Source organism: Micromonospora sp. NPDC048843 (genome assembly GCF_040649965.1).
GTDB lineage: Bacteria > Actinomycetota > Actinomycetes > Mycobacteriales > Micromonosporaceae > Micromonospora > Micromonospora hortensis.
This window is the reverse complement of the sequence record NZ_JBEZGJ010000301.1, coordinates 1-5,266: the sequence shown is the minus strand read 5'-3', so window position 1 is coordinate 5,266 and position 5,266 is coordinate 1. Positions and strand designations below refer to the sequence as shown.

The window sequence follows — 5,266 nt, the reverse complement described above, 5'->3', positions numbered from 1 at the left end:
GCCGCCCTGGACGACGTGGTGGCCGGCCTGCCCGACGGCCTGGACACCGTGCTCGGTGAGCGCGGTCACGGGCTGTCCAGTGGGCAGCGGCAGGGCCCTCGCCGGCACCCTTGCCCACGGCGAGAAGCGCAAGCTGGAGATCGCCCTGCTGCTCGCCGGTGAACCGCGGGTGATGCTGCTGGACGAGCCGATGGCCGGGGTCAGCGCCGAGGACGTGCCGGAGTTGGTCGCCGTCATCAAGTCGTTGACCGGCGACAGCGGTCGGGCGGTGTTGATGGTCGAACACCACATGGACGTCATCCTGGAACTGGCCGACCGCATCGCCGTCATGCACCACGGCGCGCTGCTGGCCTGCGACACCCCGGAGACGGTGATGGCCAACCCCACAGTGCAAGAGGCCTACCTGGGGGAGCAACTCTGATGGAACCGATCCTCAATGTGGAGGAGCTGTCGGTCCGGATCTCCGGGCTGCACATCCTCCAGGGGGTGTCCTTCAATGTCGCCCCGACCGGCGTGACAGTCCTGCTCGGTCGCAACGGCGTCGGCAAGACCACCACGCTGCGCGCGATCGTCGGCCTCACCCCGCCCGCCGGGGAGGTCCGCGGCACCATCCGGATGGGCGCGCAGAGTCTGCTGGCCCGGCCGACGCACCGGCTGGTCCGCGGTGGGCTCGGCTACGTGCCCGAGGACCGCTGCGTGTTCGCCGGGCTCACCGTCGCGGAGAACCTGCGGCTCGCCGAGCGGCGCGGCGCGGCGCCGGCGTACGACAAGGTCTTCGCGCTCTTTCCGGAGCTGGACCGACGCGGACGGCAACGGGCCGGTTCGCTCTCCGGCGGGCAGCAACAGATGCTCGCCATCGGTCGGGTGCTGCTCAACGACAACCGGCTGCTGCTCGTCGACGAGCCGACCAAGGGGTTGGCGCCAAAGGTGGTGACCGAGGTGGCCGAGGTGTTGGAACGGGTCGCGGAGTCGGTGCCGGTGCTGCTGGTCGAGCAGAATCTGGCGGTCGTACGCCGACTGGCCCGCGACGCGGTGGTGCTGGCCGCCGGCAAGGTGGCCTGGACCGGCGACGCCCGCGAGTTGCTGCTGGAAACGGCGCTGACCAAGTCCCTGCTCGGCGTCGGCACCGGCGAGGCACACCGCCCGGCCGGGTCGGACCGAGCTCCGGTGGCCGGGAAGGACACGCACTGATGGGTACCGTGATCCTGCTGGCGTTGACCGGGCTCGGCCTGGCGGCGCTGTACTTCCTTGTCGCCTCCGGCCTGTCCCTGGTCTTCGGCCTGGCCGACGTGCTCAACTTCGCGCACGGGCTGTTCCTCGGCGTCGGCGCGTACGGCACCTGGTGGGCGGCGGGCAACCTGCCGGGCGCCGGCCCGGACGGGTTCGGCTTCGTGTTAGCTGTCGCCTTCGGGGTGGCCGCCGGCACGCTGGTCGCGATCCTGGTCGAGCTGGTGCTGATCCGCCCGCTGTACTCCCGCACCATCGAACAGGTGCTGGTCACCGTCGGCCTGTCGCTGGCCGGTGTGGCGTTGCTCCAGGCCACCTGGGGTGCGGACGCAAGGCCGTTCCCGCGTCCGGACTGGACCCGGCAGGTGACCGGGATCTTCGGCGCGCAGGTGCCCAACGGTGGCCTGCTGCTGATCATCGCGGCGGTGCTGGTGCTCGGCGCGATCCTGGCGTTCCTGCGTTGGACCCGGTACGGCCTGGTGATCCGGGCCGGGGTGGAGAACCGGGAGATGGTGACCGCGCTGGGCATTGACGTCCGCAAGGCGTTCACGTTGGTCTTCGCGATCGGTGGGGCGGCCGCCGCGCTCGCCGGAGCGCTCGGCGGGGTCTACTTCGGCACCGTCTCGCCCGGGCAGGGCGGCTCACTGCTGATCTTCGCGTTCATCGTTGTGGTGATCGGCGGGATGGGCTCGGTGGTCGGCTCCGCGTACGCGGCGGTCGTGGTCGGGCTGGTGCAGCAGTTCGTCAACTACTACGGCACGTCCGGGCTGGGCGACATCTGCGTGGTCGGGCTGCTGGCAGTGGTGCTGCTGCTGCGTCCGCAGGGCATCGCCGGAAAGGTGGCAACGGCATGACGGTGATCGACGCGCCTCGCGCGCAGGTGCCCGACGAACTGAGTCCGCAGCGGGGGCGGTGGCATCGGGTCCGCCCGTTCCTGCCGCTGGTCGCGCTGGTCGTGCTGGCGATCCTGCCGTACTCGACGATTTCCCTGCCGGGGATCTTCGAGGGGCCGGTCAACTCACCCGGCACCCTGCAACTGCTCGCCATCTGCCTGATCTTCGGCGGGTTGGCGGCCGGGTACGACCTGCTCTTCGGTCGGACCGGGATGCTCTCCTTCGGGCACGCGCTGTACTTCGCCGCCGGCGTGTACGGCACCGACATCCTGGTCACCCGGGCGGGTCTGCCGCTGTGGCAGGCGGCGTTGCTGACCGTCACCGGCGGCACCATCCTCGCCGCGTTGCTCGGCGCTGTGGCGCTGCGGACGGTGGGCATCGCGTTCGCCATGGTCACATTGGCCTTCGCCCAGGTCGGGGCGATCCTGGTGGCCCGGGACTTCGGCGGGCTCACCGGCGGCGAGGAGGGCCTGCCGCTGGACGTGTCCGGGTTGCCCGCCGGACTGGTGGGGGTGACGAACACTGTCAACCTGTACTGGTTGGCGCTGGCGTACCTGACCCTGGTGGTCTTCGTGGTGCACCGGGTGAGCGGGTCACCGACCGGTCGGGTGCTCGCCGGGCTGCGCGACGACGAGCGGCGGATCGGCGTGCTCGGGTTGGACCCGTACCGCTACAAGCTGGTGGCGTTCACCCTGGCCGGCGGCCTGGCGTCGGCGGGCGGGGTGGTCTACGTCCTGATCGTCGGCGGCGCGTCGCCGCACATCACGTCTTCCGAGCTGACCCTGTCGCTGCTGGTCATGGTGGTGCTCGGCGGGCCGGGCACCCGGTGGGGTCCGGTGCTCGGTGGTGTCCTCTACATGTACCTGGACCACCGGCTCACCGCCTTCGGCACGAGCGACGCGGTGGACAACCTGCCGGCCGTCCTCAGCCGTCCGCTGAGCCAGCCGCTGTTCGTCCTGGGCACTGTCTTCATCCTGGCCGTCTACTTCTTCCCCGGCGGCCTGACCAGCCTGGCCCCCCGCCTGTCCCACGTAACCCGAGCCCTCCGCCCCCGCTCCCCCCGCTCCCCCCGCTGACCCCACCCCACCACCCCGTCGATCATGAAGTTGTTGCCATGACACGCCGTGCCGGTTGGCGACAACTTCATGATCGACGGGTTTGGGGGTTAGGGGGGCGCGGCTCCCCGTGTGGCCGCGACCCCCTGGTGGTGGTCAGCCGTTGAGCATGTCGTAGGCCACCTTTGGCGCCTCCTGTGCCGCGCTCCCGGTCGGGGCGGTGAGCTGTGGCGCCGAGCCGTAGTCGGCGTACTTCACCAGGTACTTCCAGGCCTTCGCCTTGCCGGCGGCGGGGATGGCCAGGGTGAGCGAGGCGAGGTTGCCGTCGGGGCCGACGACGGCAGTGAACGGGACCTGCCCGGCCGCCGCACCCAGGGCCGCCACCTCCTCCTCGCCGACGGCCTTGCCGGCCTGGCCCTTGGTCAGGTCGACGATTCCGGTGTACGTCTGGGCGTCCTTCGCCTCGACCGAGGTGGCGGCCTCGATGATCGGGCCGGCGTTGCCGACGTCAGCACCGTCGTACGTCGGCGCGCTTTCCCCATCGGTCAGCTTGGCGCGGTCCAGTTCCATCCAGCGGCTTGGCAGCTTCGGCAGCCCGGTCAGCCCCTCGGTACCGGTGAACTTGACCTTCAGCCAGAGCTGTTCCTTCACCAGGAGGAACGACATCCGGGTGGTGAAGCCGTGCTCCGGGTCCTTGTACGCGGCAGTGAGGTCCATGCCCTTCGCGGCCGGGTCCACCACACCCGAGATATCCGAGCTGGAGTCTTTCCCGGTGAACCGGAATGCGCCCTCGGTGCCGTCCGGCACCGCGGCGAGCAGCGCCTCCTTCGGCGTGGGGGTTGGGCTCGGGCTGCCGCCAGCGGCGGGACCGGACCCGTCCGGGCCGCAGCCGGCCAGCAGAGTGGTCGCGGCGATGACGCCAACCAGGGTGCTGAACCTCCGCCGGATGGTGCCGGTGTGGCCGGTTCCGTTCGTCATCACAAAATCTCTTTCCTTGACGGTGCTTGGCTTCTGCCGGGAGAGATGCTGCCGGGCGGTACGGCGGAAACACTGCCGATATGCTGCCGTTCGACGGCGGTGCACCGACGGGGCGCCGGCAGTGGGGTGTCAGGAGCGGAAACTCGCATGTCAGGTGAGCTGCGCTTCGAGGTTCTCGGGCCCCAGCGGGCCTGGCACGGCGACCGGGATCTCGACCTGGGGGCCGGCAAGCAGCGGGCCGTCCTGGCCGTGCTCCTGCTGTCTGGCGGCCGTCCGGTCACCACCACGCAGATCGTGGACGCCGTGTGGCCCGAGGAGCCGCCGGCCAACGGTGCGAACGTGGTGCAGAAATATGTCGCTGGGCTGCGTCGGGTGCTGGAGCCCGAGCGCACTCCGCGTAGCCCCGGTCAGGTGCTGACGCTCACCGACGCTGGTTATCAGCTCCGGCTCGGGCCGGACGCGGTCGACGCCATCAGATTCGAGCGGGGGATCCGTCGGGCCGAGCGGCTTCGCGCCGAGGGTCGGGTGGCCGATGCGGTGACCGAGCTGAAGACCACATTGGAGTTGTGGAAGGGCGAGCCGTTCAGCGGCTTCGCCGGGCCGTTCTTCGACTCCGCCCGACAGCGTTGGTTGGAGCTGCGGGCCACCGCGCTGGAGAGCTGGGCCGACCTGGAGCTACGCCTGGGCGGGCACGGGGAGATGGTCGGTGAGCTGCGCGAGTTGACCGCCGAGTTCCCGTTGCGAGAGCGGCTGCGACACCAGCTGATGCTGGCGCTGCACCGCAGCGGGCGGCAGGCCGAGGCGCTGGCCGAGTACGGCGACTTTCGCGGCCTGTTGCGCGACGAGTACGGCATCGAGCCGGGTGACGCTCTTCAGGACCTGCACCGCCGCGTCCTGCGGGCCGATCCGGCGCTACTGCCGCCCACTGCCGTGTCACTGCCGTCGACGACCGTCGAACCAGCCAGGCCCAGCTCCGGGCCACCGGCCCCCGCCCCACCACCCACCGCCGGGCCACCCACCGGGTTGCCGACGACAGTGCCGACGCGACCGGATGATCCGTCGAGCAGGGCACTACCACCGCGGCTGACAGCGGAAGCTGCGGCCGTGCCACCG

General features: G+C 70.8%; 6 protein-coding genes. 5 read left to right on the top strand and 1 reads right to left on the bottom strand.

All coding sequences use genetic code 11. The annotated features are described in order from the left end of the window. From AB0C20_RS35075 to AB0C20_RS35060, 4 genes are all read left to right on the top strand, one after another. Positions 1 to 421: ATP-binding cassette domain-containing protein (locus AB0C20_RS35075; protein ID WP_357569624.1), on the top strand; the 421-nt coding region annotated here is incomplete at its 5' end. Continuing rightward, a complete protein-coding gene (locus AB0C20_RS35070) occupies positions 421 to 1,191 on the top strand; it encodes an ABC transporter ATP-binding protein (protein ID WP_357569623.1) in 771 nt (256 codons plus the stop codon). The genes AB0C20_RS35075 and AB0C20_RS35070, both read left to right, overlap by 1 nt. After that, complete coding sequence (locus AB0C20_RS35065) at positions 1,191 to 2,081, top strand: branched-chain amino acid ABC transporter permease (protein ID WP_112584735.1); 891 nt, start codon at positions 1,191 to 1,193, stop codon at positions 2,079 to 2,081. Before AB0C20_RS35070 ends, AB0C20_RS35065 begins: the two co-directional genes overlap by 1 nt. Beyond that, entirely contained in the window at positions 2,078 to 3,196 is a 1,119-nt protein-coding gene (locus AB0C20_RS35060) for a branched-chain amino acid ABC transporter permease (RefSeq protein WP_357569622.1), read from the top strand. The genes AB0C20_RS35065 and AB0C20_RS35060 overlap by 4 nt, the downstream gene beginning before the upstream one ends. A 135-nt stretch (positions 3,197 to 3,331) precedes the next feature. On the opposite strand, the gene AB0C20_RS35055 is transcribed toward AB0C20_RS35060, so the two are convergent. Further along, positions 3,332 to 4,153 carry a hypothetical protein gene (locus AB0C20_RS35055; protein WP_357191149.1) on the bottom strand — a complete coding sequence of 274 codons (822 nt, stop codon included), beginning with the start codon at positions 4,151 to 4,153 and terminating at the stop codon, positions 3,332 to 3,334. A 147-nt stretch (positions 4,154 to 4,300) separates the two neighbouring features. Here AB0C20_RS35055 and AB0C20_RS35050 point away from each other — a divergent pair. Continuing rightward, positions 4,301 to 5,266: AfsR/SARP family transcriptional regulator (locus AB0C20_RS35050; RefSeq protein WP_357569621.1), on the top strand; the 966-nt coding region annotated here is incomplete at its 3' end.

Excerpts from the sequence above, each read along its gene's own strand:
- AB0C20_RS35070 (WP_357569623.1), top strand. The coding sequence starts at position 421 with ATGGAACCGATCCTCAATGTGGAGGAGCTGTCGGTCCGGATCTCCGGG.
- AB0C20_RS35065 (WP_112584735.1), top strand. The coding sequence starts at position 1,191 with ATGGGTACCGTGATCCTGCTGGCGTTGACCGGGCTCGGCCTGGCGGCG.
- AB0C20_RS35060 (WP_357569622.1), top strand. The coding sequence starts at position 2,078 with ATGACGGTGATCGACGCGCCTCGCGCGCAGGTGCCCGACGAACTGAGT.
- AB0C20_RS35055 (WP_357191149.1), bottom strand. The coding sequence starts at position 4,153 with ATGACGAACGGAACCGGCCACACCGGCACCATCCGGCGGAGGTTCAGC.